16 protein-coding genes are annotated in these 20,574 nt (G+C 69.9%); 14 read left to right on the forward strand and 2 right to left on the reverse strand.

The features are described from left to right. The first annotated feature begins 101 nt into the window (after window positions 1-101). From O7605_RS10105 to O7605_RS10115, 3 genes are all read left to right on the forward strand, one after another. Window positions 102-1,283 carry a zinc-dependent alcohol dehydrogenase gene (locus tag O7605_RS10105; RefSeq protein ID WP_269738934.1) on the forward strand — a complete coding sequence of 394 codons (1,182 nt, stop codon included), beginning with the start codon at window positions 102-104 and terminating at the stop codon, window positions 1,281-1,283. 93 nt (window positions 1,284-1,376) lie between these two features. After that, the gene (locus tag O7605_RS10110; RefSeq protein ID WP_269738935.1) at window positions 1,377-2,387 is read left to right on the forward strand and encodes a serine hydrolase; all 1,011 of its coding nucleotides are present in this window, start codon (window positions 1,377-1,379) and stop codon (window positions 2,385-2,387) included. A gap of 51 nt (window positions 2,388-2,438) precedes the next feature. Then, window positions 2,439-3,590, forward strand: a complete 1,152-nt coding sequence (locus tag O7605_RS10115; protein WP_269738936.1) for an MBL fold metallo-hydrolase — start codon at window positions 2,439-2,441, stop codon at window positions 3,588-3,590. A gap of 34 nt (window positions 3,591-3,624) precedes the next feature. Here the strand turns inward: O7605_RS10115 and O7605_RS10120 are convergent, their stop codons facing one another. Further along, window positions 3,625-5,136, reverse strand: coding sequence for a deoxyguanosinetriphosphate triphosphohydrolase family protein (locus tag O7605_RS10120; RefSeq protein ID WP_269738937.1), 1,512 nt, complete (start codon window positions 5,134-5,136; stop codon window positions 3,625-3,627). Between the two features lie 62 nt (window positions 5,137-5,198). Between O7605_RS10120 and O7605_RS10125 the strand changes: the two genes are divergently transcribed. From O7605_RS10125 to O7605_RS10150, 6 genes are all read left to right on the forward strand, one after another. Continuing rightward, complete coding sequence (locus O7605_RS10125) at window positions 5,199-7,598, forward strand: Tex family protein (RefSeq protein WP_269738938.1); 2,400 nt, start codon at window positions 5,199-5,201, stop codon at window positions 7,596-7,598. A gap of 335 nt (window positions 7,599-7,933) precedes the next feature. Next, window positions 7,934-8,368 (forward strand): hypothetical protein, encoded by a 435-nt coding sequence (locus O7605_RS10130; protein ID WP_269738939.1) that lies wholly within the window; start codon window positions 7,934-7,936, stop codon window positions 8,366-8,368. A gap of 182 nt (window positions 8,369-8,550) precedes the next feature. Continuing rightward, window positions 8,551-9,204 carry a sugar transferase gene (locus O7605_RS10135; RefSeq protein WP_269738940.1) on the forward strand — a complete coding sequence of 218 codons (654 nt, stop codon included), beginning with the start codon at window positions 8,551-8,553 and terminating at the stop codon, window positions 9,202-9,204. Then, window positions 9,201-10,349, forward strand: a complete 1,149-nt coding sequence (locus tag O7605_RS10140) for a DegT/DnrJ/EryC1/StrS family aminotransferase (protein WP_269738941.1) — start codon at window positions 9,201-9,203, stop codon at window positions 10,347-10,349. The genes O7605_RS10135 and O7605_RS10140 overlap by 4 nt, the downstream gene beginning before the upstream one ends. Beyond that, the gene (locus tag O7605_RS10145; protein WP_269738942.1) at window positions 10,346-10,990 is read left to right on the forward strand and encodes an acetyltransferase; all 645 of its coding nucleotides are present in this window, start codon (window positions 10,346-10,348) and stop codon (window positions 10,988-10,990) included. The genes O7605_RS10140 and O7605_RS10145 overlap by 4 nt, the downstream gene beginning before the upstream one ends. A gap of 168 nt (window positions 10,991-11,158) precedes the next feature. Then, window positions 11,159-13,030: a nucleoside-diphosphate sugar epimerase/dehydratase gene (locus tag O7605_RS10150; RefSeq protein ID WP_269738943.1), complete on the forward strand. Its 1,872-nt coding sequence runs from the start codon at window positions 11,159-11,161 to the stop codon at window positions 13,028-13,030. A gap of 59 nt (window positions 13,031-13,089) precedes the next feature. On the opposite strand, the gene wecB is transcribed toward O7605_RS10150, so the two are convergent. Then, the gene (gene wecB, locus O7605_RS10155) at window positions 13,090-14,214 is read right to left on the reverse strand and encodes a non-hydrolyzing UDP-N-acetylglucosamine 2-epimerase (RefSeq protein ID WP_269738944.1); all 1,125 of its coding nucleotides are present in this window, start codon (window positions 14,212-14,214) and stop codon (window positions 13,090-13,092) included. Between the two features lie 227 nt (window positions 14,215-14,441). Between wecB and O7605_RS10160 the strand changes: the two genes are divergently transcribed. The 5 genes from O7605_RS10160 (at window position 14,442) to O7605_RS10180 (ending at window position 20,530) form a co-directional block, all read left to right on the forward strand. Beyond that, window positions 14,442-15,491, forward strand: a complete 1,050-nt coding sequence (locus O7605_RS10160) for a polysaccharide biosynthesis protein (RefSeq protein WP_269738945.1) — start codon at window positions 14,442-14,444, stop codon at window positions 15,489-15,491. Beyond that, on the forward strand, window positions 15,488-16,789 hold the full coding sequence (locus O7605_RS10165) for a glycosyltransferase family 4 protein (protein WP_269738946.1): 1,302 nt from the start codon (window positions 15,488-15,490) through the stop codon (window positions 16,787-16,789). The genes O7605_RS10160 and O7605_RS10165 overlap by 4 nt, the downstream gene beginning before the upstream one ends. Next, the gene (locus O7605_RS10170) at window positions 16,786-17,691 is read left to right on the forward strand and encodes a dTDP-4-dehydrorhamnose reductase family protein (RefSeq protein ID WP_269738947.1); all 906 of its coding nucleotides are present in this window, start codon (window positions 16,786-16,788) and stop codon (window positions 17,689-17,691) included. Before O7605_RS10165 ends, O7605_RS10170 begins: the two co-directional genes overlap by 4 nt. Window positions 17,692-17,719: 28 nt before the next feature. Then, entirely contained in the window at window positions 17,720-19,207 is a 1,488-nt protein-coding gene (locus tag O7605_RS10175) for an O-antigen ligase family protein (RefSeq protein WP_269738948.1), read from the forward strand. 537 nt (window positions 19,208-19,744) lie between these two features. Further along, window positions 19,745-20,530, forward strand: a complete 786-nt coding sequence (locus O7605_RS10180) for a glycosyltransferase family 4 protein (RefSeq protein ID WP_269738949.1) — start codon at window positions 19,745-19,747, stop codon at window positions 20,528-20,530. Window positions 20,531-20,574 lie beyond the last annotated feature (44 nt).

Consider the following 20,574-nt stretch of genomic DNA (forward strand, 5'->3'; position numbering starts at 1 on the left):
TCATGATCAACCCCGTGAAAGGCGGGGTTGGCCGGTCGGTTGAAAGCCGTTGGTGGGGGTAGCAGACCAGCTACGGGGACGGCGGCGAACTAGGGGGCGACATGCGGGCACTTACCTGGCAGGGGAAGCGGGACGTACGGGTCGAGGAGGTGCCCGACCCGAGGATCGAGGACCCGACGGACGCGATCGTCCGGATCACCTCGACCGCCATCTGCGGCTCGGACCTGCATCTGTACGAAGTCCTGGGGCCGTACCTCAAGCCGGGTGACATCCTCGGTCACGAGCCGATGGGCATCGTCGAGGAGGTCGGGTCGAGGGTGACCCGGCTCAAGCCCGGCGACCGGGTGGTGGTGCCGTTCAACATCTCCTGCGGATCCTGCTGGATGTGCCAGCGGCAGCTCTACGCCCAGTGCGAGACCACCCAGGTCACCGCCGAGGGCAAGGGTGCCGCGCTGTTCGGCTACACCTCCCTCTACGGCGCGGTGCCCGGCGGGCAGGCCCAGTTCCTCCGCGTTCCGTTCGCCGAGTTCGGTCCGATCAAGGTGCCGGACGACGGGCCGGACGAGCGGTGGCTCTACCTCTCCGACATCCTGCCGACCGCCTGGCAGGCGGTGAAGTACGCCGACACCCCACCCGGCGGCACCCTGGCGGTCTTCGGGCTGGGCCCGGTCGGGCAGTTCTGCGCCCGCATCGGCCGCCACCTCGGCGCGGACCGGGTGATCGGCCTCGACGTGGTGCCGGAACGGCTGGAGATGGCCCGCCGGCACGGTGTGGAGGTGCTCGACATCTCCCAACTCGACGACGTGCCCGGCGCGTTGATCGACCTGGTGGACGGGCGCGGGCCGGACGCGGTGATCGACGCGGTCGGCATGGAGTCGCACGGCGCGCCGCTGGGCAAGCTCGGCCAGGCCGCCGCCGGGTTGCTGCCGGACAAGCTCGCCCAGCCGATGATCGACAAGGTCGGGGTGGACCGGCTGGTCGCGCTCAAGGCCGCGCTCAAGGCCGTCCGGCGCGGCGGCACCGTCTCGATCTCCGGCGTGTACGGCGGCGAGGTCGACCCGCTGCCGCTGATGGAGATGTTCGACCGGGGCGTCCAGGTGCGGATGGGTCAGTGCCACGTGCGGCGCTGGACCGACGAGATCATCCCCCTGCTCACCGACGACGACCCGCTCGGCGTGACCGATCTGCGTACCCACCGGCTGCCGCTGGAGCAGGCGCCGCAGGCGTACGAGATGTTCCAGAAGAAGCAGGACGGCTGCGTGAAGGCCGTTCTCGCCCCGTGAGCCCATCGACGGGGTCACCTACGTCGATCCTTCGGCCTAGGGTGTGTCCTGCACACACCAGGGCACCGACGGGAGAGACGAGTGACCATTCGGATGGACCGCAGGACCGCGCTCGGCCTGGGCACCGTGGCGACGGCCGGCGCCGTGCTCGGCACCGCGATGCCCGCCGCCGCTGACCCGACCGGGCAGGCGGGCACGGGTGGCGAGCCGGGCGGTGACCGCGAACGGCTCGCCGCCCGCATCGGCGCGGCCTTCGACCGGGTGAGCACCCGGGCCGGCGGCAACTGGCAGGCGTACGTCAGCCTGGCCGGTCCGGACGGGCCGCTGGTCGCGGTGAACGAGTCGGCGGACCTGCGGATCGAGGCGTACAGCGTCAACAAGATCGCCGTGGCGGTCGCGGTGCTGGACAAGGTCGACCGGGGTCTGCTCGCCATCGACCACCAGGTGGAGGTGACCGAGGCGATCGTGGTGACCGGCGGCGACGGCATCTTCAGCCTGGACGGCGCCCACCCCAGTCTGGTGACCGTCGGCCACGTCCTGGCGAACCTGCTGACCGTCTCCGACGACACCGCGGTCCGGCTCTGCGGGCTGGTCTGCCCGGCCGCCGAGATCAACCAGATCCTGGTCGCGAAGGGCTTCCCGAACACGCAGGTGCAGCCGGTGGCGAACCCGAACCGCTTCTACCTGGGCACCAGCACGCCCCGGGAGACCCATGACCTGCTGCGGGCGCTGGTCGCCGGCACCCTGCTCTCCCCCGCCTCGACCGACCGGGTGCTGCGACTGCTGCGCTCACCGGTGGCGTTCACCGACGGGGTACGCCGCGAGATGTCCTCCGCCGAACGGGCCCGCGTCGCCACCAAGGCCGGCTGGTTCGCCGACGCCCGACACGAAGCCGGAGTGATCTTCGACACCGCCGGCGCGCCACTGGTGACGTACGCCCTCTTCGCCGACGGGCAGGCCGGCGCGGACGACTTCGGCGCCACCCACCCCGCCGTGCAGGCACGCGCCCGGTGGGGCCGGCGGGTCATGGACCTGACCGACGGTTTCGGCGGCACCGGCACCACCCACCGCAAGCACACGTACCGCCCCAGCAACGGCGGCTGAAGCCTGCCGACGGAGCTAACGTGAACCTCGGGGACCAACCGAGGGGGAACGATGCGGGTGCCGAACGAGCCGAGCGGGCGTAGCACCGGACGGCGGATCACCGGATCGGTGGCGGGCCTGGCCGCGGTGGCCGGGCTCGCCACCGCGGCCTGGGCCGCGCGGAACGTGCCGGCCGCGATCGGCGGCCGGCTGGCCGGCGCGCGCGCCGAACGGGCGGCCCGGTCACCACAGTTCCGCGACGGCACCTTCCACAACCGGACGGACACCCGCACGATGGTGCCCGCCTCCGACCGCAACCTGTTCCGGGAACTGCTCTTCGGCAAGCAGAAGCGCCGGCCGGGCGCACCCGTGCCACTGCTGCGACCGGCCGCCGAGACCGGCATCGACCCGGCGCGCGAGCTGAACGTCGTCTGGTACGGCCACGCCTCCGCCCTGATCGAGATCGAGGGTCGCCGGGTGCTGCTGGACCCGGTGTGGAGCGACAGGTGCTCCCCCTCGACGGCAGTCGGGCCGCGCCGGCTGCACCAACCGCCGGTACGCCTCGACGAACTGCCCCGCCTCGACGCGATCCTGATCTCGCACGACCACTACGACCATCTCGACATGGGCACGGTGCGGGAACTGACCGCCCGGCAGTCGGCGCCGTTCCTGGTGCCACTCGGGGTCGGTGCCCACCTCGACCGCTGGGGCGTACCGGCGGAGCGGATCATCGAGCTGGACTGGTCGGAGACCCACCGGGTGGCCGAGCTGGAGATCACCTGCACCGCCGCCCAGCACTTCTCGGGCCGGGGCCTGCGCCGCAACGGCACCCTGTGGAGTTCCTGGGTGGTGGCCGGCCAGCAGCGCCGCGTCTACTACACCGGGGACTCCGGCTACTTCGGCGGGTACGCCGAGATCGGCGCCGCGCACGGGCCGTTCGACGTGACGCTCATGCAGATCGGTGCGTACGACCGGGCCTGGCCCGGCATCCACATGTTCCCGGAGGAGGCGGTCGCCGCCCACCTGGACCTGCGCGGTGGGCTGTTCCTGCCGGTGCACTGGGGCACCTTCAACCTCGCCCTGCACGACTGGTCCGAGCCGGTGGACCGGCTCTGGGCCGAGGCGAAGGCCCGCGACGTGCGGCTGGCCGTGCCACGCCCCGGTGAGCGGGTGGTGGTCGACGACCCGCCGCCGGTCGACGGTTGGTGGCAGGCCATCGCCTGAGTCGCCGCCGCCCCGACGGCCCGAGCCGGTCGCCTCAGAGGACGAAGGCGTCGGTCCACAGGGCGCCGGAACGGCCGGAGAGCGCGTCCAGCATCGCCACCGCCTGACCGTCGGTGAGCTGGGCGACGAAGTCCACGATGGCCCGCCCGCGCGCCTTGCCGATCCGGTCCGGGGTACGCGGATGCAGTTCCGCCTCGGCCAGCTCCACCAGGTCGTGCAGCCGCCGGGGCAGCCGGGACTCCTCCTCCGGGTCGAGCAGCCACTCCCGCAGCGCCTCGACCAGGGTGTCGAGCAGCCGGGCCTGACCGCGCTGGTGCAACGCCAGGTCCGGGCGGGCCAGCACGAACCGGTGGTGCACGAACTTGAGCACCTGCACCTCGTGCCACTGCGCCGGAGCCAGCAGCACGTGCCCGGAGCGTACGGCGGGCTGCTCGACGACGGTGATCGCGTCCACGAAGCGGGTGGTCCACCGGGCGGAGAAGCGGGCCACGTACTGTTCCGCCTCGATCGAACCGTCGAACGGCACCGCGAGCAGCCCCTCGACCAACTCCTCCCGGACGTGTTCGACGGCGGCGGCGAACGCCTCGTCGTCGGCGATCCAGGCGTCCTTGTGGTGCAGTTGGCGACGCAGCCGCTCGATCGACGAGCCGGGGCGGCGGGCCGAGGTGGCCAGCGCGGAGTCGGTGATCGCCCGCAGGTGACCGCCCTCACGCTGCCAGGCCATCAGCTCGGCGGCCACCGCGCCCTGCTGGAGCACGCCGACCCGGTAGAAGTCCTCCACGTCGTGGATGGCGTACGCGATGTCGTCGGCGGTGTCCATCACCGACGCCTCGACGGTCTGCTGCCAGTCGGCGATCCGACCGGCGAACGGTGCCCGCGCCTGCCGCAGGTCGTCCAGTTCCGTGCGGTACGCCCCGAACTTCAGCGAGCCGCTGTCCGGGTCGTCCGGCGGCGGGGTCGCGCCGCGCGGCGGCGGGTCCATCGTCCGGGGGTGCGGGTCGGGGTGGTCGAGCCGGGTCCACGGGTACTTCAGCATCGCCGCCCGCACCGCCGCGGTCAGGTCCAGGCCGGTGGTCGCCGCGCCCCGGATCTCGGTCGAGGTGACGATCCGGTACGACTGGGCGTTGCCCTCGAACCCGTCGGTCAGGCCGAGCCGGTGCCGGGCCAGCCGGTCGAGCACCCGCTCCCCCAGGTGCCCGAAGGGCGGGTGCCCGAGGTCGTGGGCGAGCGCGGCGGCCTCCACCACGTCCGGGTCGCAGCCGCCGAGCTTCTCCACCAGGTCACGCTGGTGGTCGTCGGCGGTGAGCCGCTCGGCGATCGCCCGGGCCACCTGGGCGACCTTGAGGCTGTGGGTGAGCCGGTTGTGCACCAGCAGCCCGGACCCGCCCGGGCTGATCACCTGGGTGACGCCGCCGAGCCGGGTGAAGAACGGCGAGCCGACGATGCGGTCCCGGTCGGCCCGGAACGGGCTGGTCGCCAGGTCGCCGAGGGCCCGCGCGCTGCCGCCGAAGAGTCGGCGCGCCCGGGGCTCCACAGGTGGTTCCATGATCGCCACGGTAGCCCGGCAGAATGCACCACGGAACCCACACCCGAAGGCGGAGCGACAACGTGACCCTCTCTGTTCATCAGCGGATCGCCGAGGAACTCGGCGTCGCCGAGCGCCAGGTACGCGCGGCCGTGGAGCTGCTCGACGGTGGTGCCACCGTGCCGTTCATCGCGCGGTACCGGAAGGAGGCCACCGGCCTGCTCGACGACACCCAGCTGCGCACCCTGGAGGAGCGCCTGCGGTACCTGCGGGAGCTGGACGAGCGGCGCGCGGCGGTACTGGAGTCCATCCGTTCCCAGGGCAAGCTCGACGAGGCCCTGGAAGCGCAGATCATGGCGGCCGACTCGAAGTCCCGCCTGGAGGACATCTACCTGCCGTACAAGCCGAAGCGACGGACCCGGGCGCAGATCGCCCGCGAGGCCGGACTGGAGCCCCTGGCCGACACGCTGCTCGGCGACCCGTCTTCGGACCCCCGCTCGACGGCGGCGGCGTACGTCGACGCCGACAAGGGGGTGGCCGACGCCGCCGCCGCGCTGGACGGGGCGCGGGCCATCCTGATCGAGCGGTTCGCCGAGGACGCCGACCTGATCGGCACGCTGCGCGAGCAGATGTGGTCGCGGGGCCGGCTGGTGTCCCGGGTACGCGAGGGACAGGAGAGCGCCGGGGCGAAGTTCGCCGACTACTTCGACTTCGCCGAGCCGTACCCGAAGCTTCCCTCGCACCGCATCCTGGCGATGTTCCGGGGCGAGAAGGAGGGCGTACTCGACCTGACCATGGATCCGGAGACCGACGGCGACGTCGACGCGGTGGCCAGCGGGCCGACCCGCTACGAGGCCGCCATCGCCGGCCGGTTCGGGGTGAGCGACCGGGGGCGGCCCGCCGACAAGTGGCTGGCCGACACGGTGCGTTGGGCGTGGCGTACCCGGATCCTCATCCACCTCGGCGCGGACCTGCGGATGCGACTGTGGCAGGCGGCCGAGGAGGAGGCCGTCCGGGTCTTCGCCACCAACCTGCGCGACCTGCTGCTGGCCGCGCCGGCCGGTGCCCGGCCCACCATGGGACTGGACCCGGGCCTGCGGACCGGGGTGAAGGTGGCAGTCGTGGACGCCACCGGCAAGGTGGTCGCCACCGACACGATCTACCCGCACGAGCCGCGCCGGCAGTGGGACGCCTCCCTGCACACCCTGGCCACGCTGGCCGCCGCGCACGGAGTCGAGCTGATCGCCATCGGCAACGGCACCGCCAGCCGGGAGACCGACAAGCTCGCCGGTGATCTGATCAAGCGGCACCCGGAGCTGAAGCTGACCAAGGTGGTGGTCTCCGAAGCCGGCGCCTCGGTCTACTCAGCCTCCGCGTACGCCGCCCAGGAGCTGCCCGGGCTGGACGTGTCGCTGCGCGGCGCGGTCTCCATCGCCCGCCGCCTCCAGGACCCGCTCGCCGAGCTGGTGAAGATCGACCCACGCTCCATCGGTGTCGGGCAGTACCAGCACGACCTGTCCGAGGTGAAGCTGTCCCGGTCGCTGGACGCGGTGGTGGAGGACTGCGTCAACGGCGTCGGCGTGGACGTCAACACCGCCTCCGCGCCGCTGCTGACCCGGGTCTCCGGCATCGGCGCCGGGCTGGCCGAGAACATCGTGCTGCACCGGGACGCCAACGGCCCGTTCCGCACCCGGGCCGAGCTGAAGAAGGTGGCCCGGCTCGGCCCGAAGGCCTTCGAACAGTGCGCCGGCTTCCTGCGCATCCCCGGCGGCGACGACCCGCTGGACTCCTCCAGCGTGCACCCCGAGGCGTACCCGGTGGTGCGCCGGATCCTCACCTCGACCGGCCAGGACCTGCGGTCGATCATCGGCAAGTCGGCGATCCTGCGGGGGCTGCGGGCCACCGACTTCGTCGACGACACGTTCGGCCTGCCCACCGTCACCGACATCCTCGCCGAACTGGAGAAGCCGGGCCGCGACCCCCGACCCGAGTTCAAGACGGCGACCTTCGTGGAGGGCGTGGAGAAGATCAGCGACCTGACGCCCGGGATGGTGCTGGAGGGCGTGGTCACCAACGTGGCCGCGTTCGGCGCGTTCGTGGATGTCGGGGTGCACCAGGACGGGCTGGTGCACGTGTCGGCGATGTCCCGCACCTTCGTGAAAGATCCCCGCGACGTGGTGAAGTCCGGTGACGTGGTGAAGGTCAAGGTGTTGGACGTCGACGTGCCGCGCAAGCGCATCTCGCTGACCCTGCGCCTGGAGGACGAGGCGGAGCCCGCCGCAGGGCGTGCCGGCGGCCGGGGTGACGCGGGCCAGCAGGGACGTGGCAGGCAGAGCGGTCAGGGCCGCGGCGGGCAGGGTCGTACCGGCCAAGGTGGGCAGGGCCGTGGCGCGCAGGGCGGGCAGGTGCGCCAGGGACGCGGCGCTGCGGCACCCGCCGATGGCGCGATGGCCGACGCGCTGCGCCGCGCCGGTCTGCTCTAGAGAGCCTCCATCGTCAACGGCCGTGGCGGACGGGACGCATACCCGGTCGCGCCGGCCACGGCCGTTGGCACCAGCCGAGGCACGTACCACCTCGCGCCCTTTGCTCTGCTTCAACGGACGCAACGGTTCCGAGGCACCGCCGGTGCGTGGGTTGAAGCAGAGCAAAAGGCGTCAACCCAACACCGATCGGGTTCAACACATCGGACAACTTCGGAGATGTTGCTGCCTCAACCCGTCGCGAGACAGCAGCATCCCTGAAGTTGCTGACGGTGCCGGGGGTAGCGGGTGGGGGGTGGGAAAAGCGGCGGGCGGGTGGGTGGGCGTACCGTCGGGTCGTGGTGAGCGACGGCGGCCCGGACTGGCGAGAAGCGCGGCAGCAGGCGGTGCTGGCGCACGCGGCGGCCGCGCAGCGCCGCCGGGAGGCCGAGCAGGCGGAGGCGGCGGCGCTGGTCAGCGCCTTCGTCGCCGAGGCGCGGCGGCGCGGCCTGGCCACCACCCGACTCGTCGCCCGATCGCATGACGGCCGGGCCCGCTACCGGACCGGCCTGTACGGCTGGTACATCGACCGGGCGCGCAGCCGGGCGGTCGACGTGGACGGTCGTTTTCACCTGCTGACCGTGCCGCGCTCACTGCGTGCCCGGCTTTTTGGTGCCGACCCGCAGCCCGACCCGGCCCCGCTGATCGTCGGCGAAGGTGCTCGGGACGGCGAGTCGCTACCGCTGCGGATCATGTTGCAGCGGCGCCTCGACGCGGGCGACGCGGGCCTCTGACCAGCGGCTACGCGACACACCCGAGCTGACGCGGCGCGCCGGGACGCGTGTCCTTTCCATGTCCTCGCGGGTTGAGGTGTCGGGATGCGTGTCGACTGTCGCCATTTTCCGAAATCACGAGTGCTCAGTCTGATACAACCCGTTTGTCTGCTATGACCGGTTGACGTACGGAGGTCAGAACGGTGCCCGTATCCTCGGTGGCCACCCCGACGCGCCCGCCCCGGCCCGCCCGGCCGGACGACCCGGTCAAGCGGCTGTTCGACGTGGTCGTCGCGACCGCGCTGCTGCTGCTGACCGCGCCGTTGATGGCGGCGGTCGCGGCGGCGGTCGCGGTACGGCTGGGCCGACCGGTGTTCTTCCGGCAGTGCCGCATCGGACGGGACGACCGGCCGTTCGAGTTGATCAAATTCCGCACCATGCGGGCGCCCGATTCAGCCCGGGGATTGCTGACCGACGCCGAGCGGCTCACCCCACTCGGCCGCTGGCTGCGGGCCACCAGCCTGGACGAGCTGCCGACGCTCTGGTGTGTGCTGCGCGGCGACATGAGCCTTGTCGGTCCCCGACCGCTGCTGCCGCAGTACCTGAGTCGGTACTCCCCCACCCAGGCGCGACGGCACGAGGTGCGCCCCGGCATCACCGGGTTGGCCCAGGTACGCGGACGCAACAGCCTCGACTGGGACGCCAAGTTCTCGCTCGACGTGGAGTACGTGACCAAGCGCAGCCTCCGCCTCGACCTGTCGATCCTGGCCGCCACCGTCGGCACGGTGCTACGTCGGGACGGCATCTCGGCCGACGGCAACGCCACCATGCCCGAGTTCCTCGGCAGCCGACGATGACCGACACCATTCACCTGTCCTCACCGGACATCGGTCCGCTGGAGGAGTCGTACCTGATCGCGGCGCTGCGCTCCGGCTGGGTGGCGCCGGTCGGCCCGGATCTCGACGCCTTCGAGCGGGAGGTCGCCGCCCGGGTGGGCACCCGGGGCGCGGTGGCGGTCAGTTCCGGCACCGCCGCGCTGCACCTGGCGCTGCTCGGGCTGGGCGTCGGCCCCGGGGACGTGGTGCTGGTACCGACGCTGACCTTCGTCGCCACCGCCAACGCGGTCCGCTACACCGGGGCCCGACCGGTCTTCGTCGACTGCGATCCGCGCACCGGCAACATCGACGTCGCCCTCGTCGCCGAGCTGCTACGGGATCTGCGCTCGCGCGGGGAGCGGATCGGCGCGGTGATCCCGGTCGACATGTTCGGCAGTTGCGCCGACTACACCGCGCTGCTGCCGATCTGCGCCGCCGCCGACGTCGCGCTGATCGAGGATGCCGCGGAAGCGCTGGGCGCCACGCATCTCGGCCGACCGGCCGGTTCCTTCGGCCGGGTGGGTGCCCTCTCCTTCAACGGAAACAAGATCATGACCACCTCCGGCGGTGGCATGCTCGTCGGCGACGACCTGGCGCTGCTCGACCGGGCGCGACACCTGTCCACTCAGGCGCGCGAGCCGGTCCCGCACTACGAGCACCGGGAGACCGGGTACAACTACCGGTTGAGCAACCTGCTCGCGGCGTTGGGGCGGGCTCAGCTGATTCGGCTGGACGGGATGATCGACCGTCGGCGGCGGCTCCGCGACCGGTACGCCAAACTCTTCGCCCCGGTACCGGGAGCCGACCTGGTCGGCGCCGAGGACGCCGGCTCCAACTGCTGGCTCACCAGCATCCGGGTCGACCCGCGCCGTTCCGGCTGGACCGCGGCGGACCTGGCCGCCCACCTGTCCGCCCGGAACATCGAGACCCGTCCGGTGTGGAAGCCGATGCACCTGCAACCGGCGTACGCCGACGCGGAGAGCCGGCTCACCGGAGCCGCCGAACGGCTCTACGCCGAAGGGTTGACCCTGCCCAGCGGCAGCGCCCTCACCGAAGCGCAGGTCACCGCCGTGCTCTCGGCGATCGACGAGTTCCTGGCCGCCCGGACCGGAGTTCCGGCACCGTGACGGTACCCCTGGTCATCGTCGGATGCGGCGGGCACGGTCGGGAGGTCCTGACCATCGCCCGTGCCGTGAACGCCGCCGCTCTCCTGCCCCGGTGGCAGGTCCTCGGCTTCGTCGACGACCGGCCGAGCGAGGTGAACCTCAAGCGGGTGCAGCGACTCGACGTGCCGTTTCTCGGCGGTCTGTCCTGGTTCGCCGAGGCACCCACCGACACCCACCACGTCATCGCTATCGGCGACCCTCGGGTCCGGCGCACGGTCGCCGAACGGGTCGACCGGTACGGCACACCGGCGGCCAGTCTCGTACACCCCGACGCCACGCTCGGTCCGGACCTGCGGCACGGCCCCGGTCTGGTCGCCTTCGCCGGGGCGCGGGTCACCACGAACGTCACTCTCGGGCGGCACGTGCATCTCAACCAGAACTGCACGGTCGGGCACGACTGCGAGCTGGCCGACCACGTATCGGTGAATCCGCTGGCCGCGATCTCCGGGGAGTGTCGGCTGGCGGAGGGCGTACTCGTCGGCACCACCGCCGCCGTGTTGCAGGGCCTGCGGGTGGGTCGGGACAGCACCGTCGGCGCGGGCGCCTGCGTGGTGCGTGACGTGCCCGCCGGCGTCGTGGTCAAGGGCGTACCGGCCCGCTGAGCCCGACCGCTCGGCCGACATGGTCCGGCCGGTCACCAGCGGCACAACGATTCACCAGCAATCACCGAAAAGCCAACAAAGCACTCATATGGCATGTAACAAGGACAGGAGCGTACTGCTCCTTCCGCTCGCCCCGGGCGGAAGTGGTCGACAGCACAGGAGCCGCAGATGCGGGACACACAGACCAGCCGGCACCCGGACCCGACGGCACGCCGGAGCAGGATCCGATGGCGCACCCTGGCGTTCCTCGCCGTCGACGCCACGGCCTGGGTAGGTGGATTCGTCGCTGCCGCCTGGACCCGCTACGAGTTCGCCCTGACCACCACCCAACTCACCCGCGCCGCCGGCTGCGGGCTGATCGCCGCCGGGCTGCACGTGGCGGTGGCCGGGGCGCGCCGGGTGCGCTCTGGACGCCACCCGCTCGGCAGCCTCCCGGAGGTTCGCGGGTTGGCCGGCACCGCCCTCACCACCGTCGCGATCGTCCTGCTCGGCGTACTGCCGGTTGGCGAGCGGCCGGTGCCGGCGAGCACCCCGCTGGTCGGCGGCGCGCTCGCCCTGCTGTTCATGCTCGCCGTCCGGTTCGCCTACCGGCACCAGCGCGACCTGGCCCTGCGCCCGGACGTCCGCTCGTCGGCACCGGTGCTGCTGTTCGGGATGGGCGACGCCGGCCAGGGACTGCTCCGCGCCCTGCTCACCGACCCACGCAGCCGCTACCGACCGGTCGGGGCCCTCGACGACGACCCGGACAAGCGCAACCTCTGCGTCGACGGCATCCGGGTGCTCGGTGGGCGCGGTGACGTCGCCGAGGCGGTACGCCGCACCGGCGCCACCACCGTGATCTTCTCGGTCGCCAACGCCGACGCCGCGCTCATCCGGCAGATCCGGGAGGCCACCCTGAACACCGGCGCGGCGTTCAAGGTGCTTCCGCCGGTACGCGACCTGGTCGACCACCGGATCACCGTGACCGACGTACGCGACGTCCGGATCAGCGACCTGCTCGGCCGCCGGCAGGTGGTCGCCGAGATGGCGGTACGGACCAACGGCCTCACCGGCCGGCGGATCCTGGTCACCGGTGCCGGCGGCTCGATCGGCTCCGAACTGTGCCGGCAGGTGATGAAGGCCGACCCGGGCGAGCTGATGATGCTCGACCGCGACGAGTCGGCGCTGCACGCGCTCCAGATGTCGCTGAACGGCCGCGCCATGCTGGACGGGCCTGAGTTGATCCTGGCCGACCTGCGCGACGACGAGGCGATCCGGCGGATCATCCGGGAACGCCGCCCGGAGATCATCTTCCACGCCGCCGCGCTCAAGCACCTCACCCTGCTCGAACGGCACCCGGGCGAGGCGGTGAAGACGAACGTGTGGGGCACGCTGTCGGTGCTGGACGCCTGCCAGGACGTGGCAAAGTTCGTGAACATCTCCACCGACAAGGCCGCCGACCCGATCAGCGTCCTGGGCTACTCCAAGCGGATCACCGAGCGGCTGACCGCGCACGCCGCCTCGCGCTTTCCCGGCACCTTCCTCAGCGTGCGCTTCGGCAACGTGCTGAGCAGCCGGGGTTCGGTGGTCACCGCCTTCCAGCGGCAGATCGAGGCGGGCAACCCGCTCACCGTCACCCACCCGGAGGTGACCCGCTACCTGATGACCATGCAGGAGGCGGTGCACCTGGTGCTCCAGGCCACCGAGATCGGCCGTGACGGTGAGGCACTGGTGCTCGACATGGGCGAGCCGGTCCGCATCGCCGACCTGGCCCGGCAGATGGCCGAGCAGGCCGGCAGCGACGTACCGATCGTCTACACCGGCCTGCGCCCCGGCGAGAAGTTGCACGAGGACCTGCTCGGCACCGGCGAGACCGACGCCCGCCCGCTGCACCCGCTGGTCTCGCACGTCGCGGTTCCCCCACTCGATCCACTGGAGGTCAGTGGCCTCGATCCGTTCGACGACCCGAACAAGGTCATAGCCGAACTGGCCCGCCTCAGCGGCCAACCGGCCGGGCGCGTCAGCGACTCGGTCCTGGGTGGCCTCGCGCTGCCCCGGTAGCAGTCGCTGTACCGACGAGGGCTGGTGACCGATCCGGTCACCAGCCCTCGTGACATCGCTCAGCGACGGATGCCCGCCCAGTCGTGGTGCCGCCGCACGGTGGACAGGATGAAGTTCACCACCAGGCGGGACGTGTCGGTGACGTGGTAGTCGTCCGGACAGGGAACGCCGGCCACCGCCACCTGGTCGACCGCGACCCGAACAGCCTCGACGATCCCGTCACGGTCGAGACCCGTCATGATGATGCCGCCGGCGTCGAGCGCCTCCGGACGCTCCATGGAGTCGCGCAGGGTCACCGCGGGGAAGCCGAGGATCGCGGCCTCCTCGCTGATCGTGCCGCTGTCAGAGAGGACGCACCGGGCCTGGGTTTGCAGGCGTACGTAGTCGAAGAAGCCGAACGGCTCGTGAAAGGCGATGCCGTCGAGGTCTGTCCCATCGTCGGTCAGCGACTCCAGCCGTTTGCGGGTACGTGGATGGGTGGAGACCAGCACGGGCAGGCCCCACTCGGCGCGAACGGCCCGCAGACAGTCGAGCAGGCGCCGCAGTCGGGCGGGATCGTCCACGTTCTCCTCCCGGTGGGCACTGACCACGAAGTACCCTCCGGGCTTCAGCTCCAACTGGTGCAGAACCGAGGATGCCTCGATCTCGGGCCGGTAGTGGTCAAGCACCTCCCGCATCGGTGACCCGGTGTGCAGGATCCGCCGGGGATGCAGCCCCTCGGCGAGCAGGTTGCGTCGAGCGTGTTCGCTGTAGACCAGATTGAAGTCGGCGACGTGATCGACCAGACGACGGTTGGTCTCCTCCGGCACGTTGAGGTCGAAGCACCGGTTGCCCGCCTCCATGTGGTAGACCGGCACCCGCATCCGCCGCGCCATCACCGCGGCGATGGCGCTGTTGGTGTCCCCGAGCACGAGTAGCGCGTCCGGTCGCAGCTCACGGATCGCCTCCTCCACGCCGACGAGGACGCCGCCGAGCACCCGCCCGAGTGAAGACGTGTCCACCCGGAGAAAGCGGTCGGGTTCCCGAATCCTCATCTCCGCGAAGAACACATCGGACAGCGAGCGGTCCCAGTTCTGGCCGGTGTGGACGAGCACATGGTCGACCGTCCGGTCCAGTCGCTCCATGATCCGGGACAACCGGATGATCTCTGGTCGCGTTCCCACCACGGTCATGACCCGCGTCATCGCCTCACCCTTCGCACGGCCGGCTCCGACAATGGGCCGGCAACGGACCGTTGTTCAACGAGTCGAACCGGCCGGAGGGAACGCGAACGAAGCGCGAAGAATCGTCGGACTGCTGAGTCCATGGTCGATTCTCGAATTGCGGCTCTCCGGCAGTTGCCGAGCTGTATGGTCCGATTCGATGCGAATCATCAGCGCCCCCGGGGGTGCAAGGAAAGACAGGGGGAAATGTGGATTCCTCACTTTCGGGCCGCCATTTCTTGATCACCGGTGGCACCGGCTCCTTCGGGCAGACGATGGTCTCCCGCTTGCTCGACGCCGGCGCCGCCGAAGTGCGCGTACTCAGCCGCGACGAGTCCAAGCAGGACGCCATGCGGCACCGGCTGCGCGACGACCGGGTGCGCTACTACGTCGGGGACGTCCGGGATTTCGACAGCGTCCACAAGGCGGCCCGGGGCGTGGATTTCGTCTTTCACGCCGCCGCCCTCAAGCAGGTTCCGTCCTGCGAGTTCTTCCCGCTGGAGGCGGTCCGGACCAACGTGCTCGGCAGCGCCAACGTCGTCGACGCCTGCGAGCGCAACGGTATTGAGACGCTGGTGCTGCTCAGCACGGACAAGGCCGTCTACCCGGTCAACGCCATGGGCATGACCAAGGCGTTGATGGAGAAGGTCGCCCAGGCGCACGCACGGAACAATCCATCGGCACGGACGCGCGTCTGCTGCGTCCGCTACGGCAACGTCATGTATTCGCGGGGCTCGGTGATCCCGCTGTTCATCGAGCAGATTCGCAACGGTGTGGCGCCGACGGTGACGGAACCGACCATGACCCGGTTCCTCATGTCGCTGGGCCAGTCCGTCGAACTGGTCGAGCACGCGTTCCGGCACGGCCAGCCCGGTGACATCTTCATCCGTAAGGCCGGTGCCTGCACCATCGCCGACCTCGCCACCGCGCTGTGCAACCTGTTCGGCGTGCCGGCGAAGTTCGAAGTGCTCGGCATCCGGCACGGCGAGAAGCTGTACGAGACCCTGGCCAGCCGCGAGGACCTGGCTCGGGCCGAGGACTTCGGCGACTTCCTGCGGGTGCCGATCGACAGCCGCGACCTCAACTACGCCCTGTACTTCGACGAGGGCGACACCCGCCAGGAGCACGTCGCTGACTACCACTCGCACAACGCCCGCCGCCTCGACGTTCCCGAGATCATGGCGCTGCTGCTGACCCTGCCGGAAGTGCGTGCGCAGCTCGATGAGGTCGGTCAGCCGACCGAAGTACCCAGCACGTGACCGGGCCCGAGGCCGACGACCCGCTGTCCACCCGGGTCACGCTGGTCAGCCAGTTCTTCCCACCGGAGCCGGTGCCCATTCCCCTGGGGCTCACCCGCTGCCTGCGGCGGCAGGGCTTCAAGGTGGACGTGCTGACCGGGATGCCCAACTACCCGACCGGCGTGGTCCACCCGGGCTATGCACACCGACGGTCAGTCGTCGATGAAGTGGACGGTCTCCGGGTGTTGCGTACCCCGTTGCACCCGAGCCACGACCGGTCCGCTGTCGGCCGCGCCGCGAACTACCTGAGCTGGGCGACGTCCTCGACGCTGCTGGGCTCGTCGCTGCTGCGTACCGCGGACGTGGCGCTGGTCTACTCGTCACCGGCCACCGCGGCGACCGCGGCCCTGGCGGCCCGGCTGCGGTGGGGAATCCCGTACGTGCTGATGGTGATGGACCTCTGGCCAGACTCGGTCTTCGCGACGGGCTTCGTCACCCGGGGTCTGGCTCGCCGGGTCGCGGAGCCGACGCTGAGCCGGTTCACCGAGCTCACCTATCGCCGGGCCGCACATGTCACGGTCCCCTCCCCCGGGCTGCGCGACACCCTCGTCGCGCGGGGTGTGCCCGCGGAGAAGGTGTCCGTCGTCTACAACTGGGCCGACGAGAAGCTCATGCAGCCGACCGAGCCCGACCCGCACCTGCGCGCCGGCCTGGGCCTGTCGTCCGACGACTTCGTGGTGCTCTACGGCGGGAACCACGGGCCGGCGCAGGACCTCGGCGTCGCCATCGCGGCCATGGGCCGACTCCGCGACCTGACCGACCTCCACCTCGTGCTGGTCGGCGACGGGGTCAGCAAACCCGCGCTGCGTACGGCGGCTGCCGAACTCGGTCTCCGCACCGTCCACTTCGTCGACCCGGTCGCGCCGGAGCGTATGGCCGCCGTGATGGCCGCCGCCGACATCCAGCTGGTCAGCCTCGCCGACCAGCCACTGTTCCAGATCACCATGCCGAGCAAGGTGCAGACCATCCTCGCCTGCGGCCAGCCGATCCTGTCCTGCGCGCCCGGCGACGCCGCCCGGGCGATACGCGACGCCGGCGCCGGATTCACCACTGCCCCGGGCGATCCGCAGGGGCTGGCCCAGACCATCCGGCTCGCCCACGCCACGCCTCGCGCTCAGCTACGGGCGATGGGGCGGGCCGGTCTCGACCACTACCGGCTTCTCATGAGTGAGGCGGCCAACGTCCAGGTCCTCGCCGAGCTACTGGCTGTGGCGGCGAAGGACGGCGGCAGGCCCGACCGAAAGCGGGTGCGACGATGAACCGACGGGTACTCGTGCTGGGCGCCACCGGCATGCTCGGGCACACCCTGATGCGGGAGCTGCACGACGCCGCCGGCGTCGAGGTGCACGGCACCGCGCGGAGCAGCGCCGATCTGCCGCCGACGGTCGCGGCACGAGTCAGCACGGGGATCGACGTGCTCGCCCACGGGCGGGTGGGTCGGCTGCTCGACCAGATCGGTCCCGACGTGGTGGTCAACTGCGTAGGCGTGATCAAACAACGGCCCGAGGTCCAGAACGCCGTGCACACCGTCACCGTCAACGCCCTGTTTCCCCATCAGCTCGCCGAGGAGTGTGCGCGGCGCGGCATTCGTCTGGTGCACGTCAGCACCGACTGCGTCTTCTCCGGCGACCGGGGTGGCTACGTGGAGACAGACATCCCCGACCCGCCAGACTTGTACGGCCGGTCGAAGCTGCTCGGCGAGGTCGACCGCGCACCGGCCCTGACGCTGCGTACGTCGATCATCGGGCACGAGCTGAGCGGTCGCCGATCCCTGGTCGACTGGTTCCTCTCCCAGAATGGCGTCGTGTCCGGCTACACAAAGGCGATCTACAGCGGCATCACCACCGTCGAGTTCGCCCGGCTGCTGCGATCGGTAGTGCTGCCGCGCGACGACCTCACCGGTCTCTACCATGTGGCGGCGACGCCGATCTCGAAATACGAGCTACTCAGGCTGATCGCGGAAGCCTACGGCTGGACCGGTGACATCCTCCCGCACGACGCGTTCGTCTGCGACCGCTCCATGAATGCCGATGCGTTGGCCCAGACCACCGGATACCGCCCACCATCCTGGTCGAGGATGATCCACGACCTGCACGGCGCGCGCGGGCGTTGGGCACTGCTGACAGCTCCTGACCTCCGTCGCCCGACTCCTACGAGCTGACCCGCGACTTCACGAACAGGAAGATCTGATGGCCAGACGTTGGACGGCCGGCACTCTGATAGTTGGTGCCGGCACCATAGTGGCGGTCGTCGCCGCACTAGCCGTGGCGCACCCCGTCGTCGCCGTCGTCGCCGTCGTCATCGCGATTGTCGGCTATCTACTTGGACGGCTCGATGGGTGGCAGCGACTCTTTGCCGCAACGCTGGTGCTGTTGATCGGTGCTGTCTCCAACATCGCACCTCTCGCTCAGGTCACCTTCTATCCGCGCTACCTAGCTGCGGGCGCGCTGGTGGTTTGGACGTTCGTCGGCGGCGGCAGTGCGAAGATCAAGCGCCTCACCGGCTGGCCCCGCTTGTTCCTCGGCGGTCTCTGGGCATGTGTCGCCCTCGCAGTTGCCAGCAGCACGTGGTCCGTCGTGCCCCTCCTCACCCTCCAGCAGGCCGGTGCGCTGGCGCTGTTGGTGGCTTTGGTACACGGACTCGCCACGCGACGGTGGAGTAGCCAGCACCGTATCGCGCGGGACCTCGGCACCGCCTACGTCATCCTCACAGCCGCTTTCGTGATCAGTCTCGCCTACGGAGCCGCAGGCGCGACTGACGCATGGACCTATGGCGATCGGTTTCAGGGCATCTTTGCGAACCCGAACATGCTCAGCGTCCTCTGCGCCGTGGCCGTTCCGATTGGCTGGACCGTCTATCGGAACTCAGGCCGGTTGATTCACCTCGGTGGTGTCGTTCCGGCAACCGTCGCACTGATCATGACCGAGTCAAGGACTGCGCTGCTCGCCATCCTCGCAGGCGCCTGTTGGGTAATCGCCCGACACGGCCTGCCCACCGCGATCCGGGTTGTTTCCGCCTGCCTGGCGGCTGGGGCCGTCCTTCATTTGTTCAACGTGACCAGTGCTGTGACCGGCTCCCAGTGGACAGAACAACTGGCAGCCCGGTTCACCGACGCCGAGGACGGTGACATCTCGAGCGGTCGCATGGTCACCTGGCAGGCAGCACTGGATCTTTGGAAGAACCGGCCATCATTCGGTTTCGGTTATTCGGCTGGATGGTCTCTCTTCGAATACACTCGCCAAGTTGACCTCTTTGCCACCGAGGTGAACATGGTCCATAACAGCTACCTTCAGTGGTTATTGGAACTAGGGCTGGCTGGCGCGGCCAGCCTGCTACTGGTTCTGGCAGCCTGCGTCTGGGCGATCACCCGCGTCTCCCCGGTCGGAACAAACTCGGGTCTGATCTGGCTCGTCGCGACCGGGCTATTCGTTCAGGTCACCGAGTCTGCGATGTTCGGCACCGGGCAGCCTTACCCGTACATCTTCTGGATGGCGATGGCGGGCCTCGCCGCTAGCGCGCTGAGCCCTCCCCCTGCGGCTTCCCACCGGACACACCCCGGTGGCCGCATGGGACGTTCGGACGCTTACTCGGGTCCAAGTCGTAACCGAGGTCCCGACGTCAGGCCAGGTGTTGCCGTCCTAACCGCCGTGGGAGCCAGCGGTAGGCACAGGCGTTAGTTCTCGACGGTCACCGACAGCGGGGCACCCTCGTTTGCCCGAACTGGAACGTAGGACCGGAACACCCGGAGGACGGTCGTGAAAGTTCGAGAAGGACGTCTGGGATCCAGTCTCGGTCGCCCCAGAGCCGCAGACCCGAAGTCGTTTCAGATACTTCTGACCTGTGAATACTTTGAGCCAGGTTTCCGTGCCGGTGGACCTGTGCGATCGATAGCTCAACTACTGGAGTCCAGCTCACCCGAAGTGCAAATCACCATGGTTACCAGGAATCACGACCTGGGCTCCAAGGAGCCCTACGTCGGCCTGTCTGGACACTGGGTGCAGCGTGGACGTGCACGCATCTGGTATATCGAGCCACGCCGTCCATGGAGATGGCGTCGGCTGACTTCCGAACTCCGACGCACTCAATTCGATCTCTTGTACGTCAACAGTCTGTGGGCACCCTCATCTCTTATTCCGATCGTCGCTGCGAGACTGGGTCTCCTTCATGTGCAGCGGATACTGGTCGCCCCTCGTGGCGAACTGGGGAGCAACGCTTTGAGCACCAAAGCCACAAAAAAGCGCCTCTTCCTCCCGCTGTGGCGCGCTGTCCTTAAGCGATCCAACGTCTCCTGGCATGCGACCAACCACCACGAAGCTGATGCCATTCGCAGACTCTTCCCCGGCGGTGCGATCGAGATCCGGCAAAATGACGTGGCACTTCCGCCCGATCCGTTGCCACCGGAAGCATCAGGTGAGACTGCCCGGCTGGTCTTCCTCGGTCGCGTCAGTCCGATCAAGAACCTGACCGGCGTTCTTGAGGGGCTCACGCAGGTGATCCACCCCTTGATCTTCGACATCTACGGCCCGATCGAGGACGTCGCCTACTGGCAGGAGTGCCACAAACTCATGCGACTTGTTCCCGCGAACGTCTCGGTCACTTACCGGGGCGAACTCACGCCGAGCGAGGTACGACCGACCTTTGCACGATACGACGCCTTTGTTTTCCCGACCCGCGGAGAGAACTTCGGACACGTCATCGCCGAGAGTCTCTCCGCCTCCTGCCCGGTCATCTGTTCAGACCAGACGCCATGGAACGCGGTGCTCCGCTCGGGCGGCGGAGTGGTACTCACCGAACCGACTGCTGCTGCTCTTGCCCGTGAGATCGACCTGGTCGCCGCGGCTCCGGCGATGCACCGACTGCATGCCCGCGCGGCGGCGGGCGCGGCGTACCAGCGCTGGCGCGCCGGCGCGACGCAGCCGAACATCTTTGATCAGTTCCGGCAAGCTGGGCGGGCCACAGGAGCCCGAGACCAGGCTGAAGCCGAGACGCAGGACGCGTAGTCGATGCCGCCAGATGCCGGGCAGGCCGGCAAGATCCGCTCCAG

It is taken from the genome of Verrucosispora sp. WMMA2121 (genome assembly GCF_027460185.1).
GTDB lineage: Bacteria > Actinomycetota > Actinomycetes > Mycobacteriales > Micromonosporaceae > Micromonospora > Micromonospora palythoicola.

Bases quoted from the DNA above. Each gene is read 5' to 3' on its own strand.
- O7605_RS10175 (WP_269738948.1), top strand. From the start codon at position 17,720: ATGGCCAGACGTTGGACGGCCGGCACTCTGATAGTTGGTGCCGGCACC.
- O7605_RS10150 (WP_269738943.1), top strand. From the start codon at position 11,159: ATGCGGGACACACAGACCAGCCGGCACCCGGACCCGACGGCACGCCGG.
- wecB (WP_269738944.1), bottom strand. From the start codon at position 14,214: ATGACGCGGGTCATGACCGTGGTGGGAACGCGACCAGAGATCATCCGG.
- O7605_RS10170 (WP_269738947.1), top strand. From the start codon at position 16,786: ATGAACCGACGGGTACTCGTGCTGGGCGCCACCGGCATGCTCGGGCAC.
- O7605_RS10140 (WP_269738941.1), top strand. From the start codon at position 9,201: ATGACCGACACCATTCACCTGTCCTCACCGGACATCGGTCCGCTGGAG.
- O7605_RS10105 (WP_269738934.1), top strand. From the start codon at position 102: ATGCGGGCACTTACCTGGCAGGGGAAGCGGGACGTACGGGTCGAGGAG.
- O7605_RS10115 (WP_269738936.1), top strand. From the start codon at position 2,439: ATGCGGGTGCCGAACGAGCCGAGCGGGCGTAGCACCGGACGGCGGATC.
- O7605_RS10110 (WP_269738935.1), top strand. From the start codon at position 1,377: ATGGACCGCAGGACCGCGCTCGGCCTGGGCACCGTGGCGACGGCCGGC.
- O7605_RS10120 (WP_269738937.1), bottom strand. From the start codon at position 5,136: ATGGAACCACCTGTGGAGCCCCGGGCGCGCCGACTCTTCGGCGGCAGC.